At 74.3% G+C, this 2,576-nt stretch carries 3 protein-coding genes; all 3 read left to right on the plus strand.

The window, feature by feature from the left end; all coding sequences use genetic code 11:
* On the plus strand, positions 1 to 342 hold a 342-nt coding region (locus FUT87_RS20055), incomplete at its 5' end, for a helix-turn-helix domain-containing protein (protein ID WP_147242162.1).
* Positions 343 to 363: 21 nt separating this feature from the next.
* Positions 364 to 1,347, plus strand: coding sequence for a DMT family transporter (locus tag FUT87_RS20060; RefSeq protein WP_147242163.1), 984 nt, complete (start codon positions 364 to 366; stop codon positions 1,345 to 1,347).
* 76 nt (positions 1,348 to 1,423) lie between these two features.
* On the plus strand, positions 1,424 to 2,576 hold a 1,153-nt coding region (locus FUT87_RS20065), incomplete at its 3' end, for a hypothetical protein (RefSeq protein ID WP_147242164.1).

The raw sequence follows: 2,576 nt of genomic DNA on the forward strand, positions 1-2,576 counted from the left end.
CCCGAGGGCGCGGCGCCGCGTTTCGCGCCGGTGATCGAGCACATGCGGGCCCACCTGGACGAGTCGCTGGACACCGCCCGGCTGGCCGCCGTCGCCGGGCTCAGCCCCTTCCATTTCCTGCGCAGCTTCAAGGCGCAGCACCATGCGACGCCGCAGCAGGCGCTGATGGCGCTGCGGCTCAACGAGGCCAAACGCCAGCTCGCCGCCGGCCATGCGCCGGCGCAGGTCGCCGCCGCCGTCGGGCTGACCGACCAAGCGCACCTGACGCGCAGCTTCGCGCGCCGCTACGGCCTCACCCCGGCGCGCTACCAGCAGCAACTCGGTACAAGACGCCGGGCCTGACGCGGCGCGACACTGCGCCGCATGCTGTCCGGATTCCTGTTCGCGCTCGCCGCCGGCCTCATGTGGGGCCTGGTCTTCGTCACGCCGCTGCTGCTGCCCGACTACCCCGCCGCCATGCTGATGGCCGGCCGCTACCTGGCCTTCGGGCTGCTGGCGCTGCCGCTGGCGCTGATCGACTGGCGCGAGCTGCGGCGCCTGTCGCGGGCCGACTGGACGGACGCGGTCAAGCTCAGCGCGATCGGCAACTTTCTCTACTACCTGACGCTGGCCGCCGCGATCCAGCGCGCCGGCGGGCCGCTGCCCACGATGATCATCGGCACGCTGCCGGTGGTGATCGCGGTCTGCTCCAACCACCGCAACGCGGCGCGCGACGGCCACTACCGCTGGCGCGACCTGGCGCCGGCGCTGCTGCTGATCGCGCTGGGCATCGGCTGCGTCAACCAGGTCGAGCAGGCGGCGCTGGCCCCGCAGGCGCTGGGCCGCTACCTGCAGGGCGCCGGCCTGGCGCTGATCGCGCTGGCCTGCTGGACCTGGTACCCGATCCGCAATGCCGACTGGCTGCGCGCCCATGCCGATCGCAGCCCCCGCGCCTGGGCCACTGCCCAGGGGCTGGTGACGCTGCCGATGGCGGCGCTGGCCTTTCTGGTGCTCGCGGTCGCCGACGGCGCCGGACTGCCGCTGCTGCCGGCCGGCTTCGACTTCCCCGGCGGGCCGCGCCTGTGGCCCTATGTCGGACTGATGATGGCGGTCGGGCTGTTCGCGTCCTGGCTCGGTACGCTGTGCTGGAACGAGGCCAGCCAGCGCCTGCCCACGACGCTGGTGGGCCAGCTCATCGTCTTCGAGACGCTGGCCGCGCTGGTCTACGCCCAGGTGCACCGCGGCGCGTGGCCGCCGCTGATGGGCGTCGCCGGCGTGGTGCTGCTGGTCGGCGGCGTCTGCTGGGCGCTGCGCCTCAAGCCGGTGCCACCGGCCCGGGAACGGCATCTGCCCGCCTCGTCGACATGACGTCGGCCCCCGTGCCGTCGTCCCCGAGGCCGGTAAAAGTCGGTGCCATCGGCGCCGGCCTCTGCAGAATCGACGGATGCCCATCGCCCCACCTCACGCCCGCTGTCAGGCCCAATCGCTCAACGAGCCGCTCAACGAGCCGCACATCCAGCCGCTCGACGAGACGTTCACCCGACCGCTGGCTCGGTCGCTGACCTGGCCGTCCCCCCATTCCCTTCCTGATGCCGATCCGACCCGGCGCGCGCTGCTGCGGCGCGCTTCGGCGCTGAGCCTGGGCGCGACCTCCGCGGCGCTCGGCGCCTGGCCGGCACTGGCCGCACCCGAGGGCGAGGCGAAGGCGGAAGCCGAGGCCGGCGTGACGGAAGGCCGCTGGCACGACCGGTCCCGCCTGCGCGACATTCCCTGGCGCCTGCGCCTGCCCGAGGGCGACGGTGCGGTCGCGCTGGTGGTGTTCTCGCACGGACTGGGCGGCAGCCTCGACGGCGGCACCGAGTGGGCGCAGGCCTGGGCCGAGGCCGGCGTCGCGACGCTGCATCTGCAGCATGCCGGCAGCGACCGCGCGATCTGGCGCGGCGGGCTGCCCGCGGTCAAGGCCGCTGCCAGCGCCGAGCAGCTGGTCGAGCGCGCCCATGACGTGCAGTTCGCCGTCGAGCAGCTGCTCAAGCTGCGGCAGGACCGCAGCGGCCCCTGGTCGCGGGTGCGGCCCGAGGCGCTGGGCATGGCGGGCCATTCCTTCGGCGCGCAGACCACGCTGGCGGTCGCCGGCCGCGACTACCAGGTGCGCGGCGCGCCGGACCTGTCCGAATCGCACTTCAAGGCCTTCGCGGCGTTCAGCCCCTCGGTGGGGCACGGCGCCGGCGGCATCAAGGGCATCACCCGCCCGATGCTGTGCCTGACCGGCAGCCTCGACGGCAATCCGCTCGGCCCGGAGCGGGACGGTCGCTACCGCCGCGCCGTCTACGACGCGCTGCCGGCCGGCGCCAAGGCCCAGCTGTGGCTGGAGGGCGCCGATCACATGAGTCTGGGCGGCGCTGGCGAGCGCGGCGCCGGCTTCGGGCAGCGGCTGCTCGGACGCCCGCGTGAACGCGCGCCGGAGCGGCTGGCCGCGCATCACGCGGCGCTGGTCAAGTCGATCAGCACCGACTGGTGGCGCTGGCGCCTGCTCGACGACGAGGCCGCGATGACGCGGCTCAAGGCGCCCAAGGGCCTGGACGCGGACGACGAGTGGC

Source organism: Mitsuaria sp. TWR114 (assembly GCF_007997345.1).

What these genes read in the sequence shown, in the direction of transcription:
- FUT87_RS20060 (WP_147242163.1), top strand. Translation starts at nt 364, where the DNA reads ATGCTGTCCGGATTCCTGTTCGCGCTCGCCGCCGGCCTCATGTGGGGC.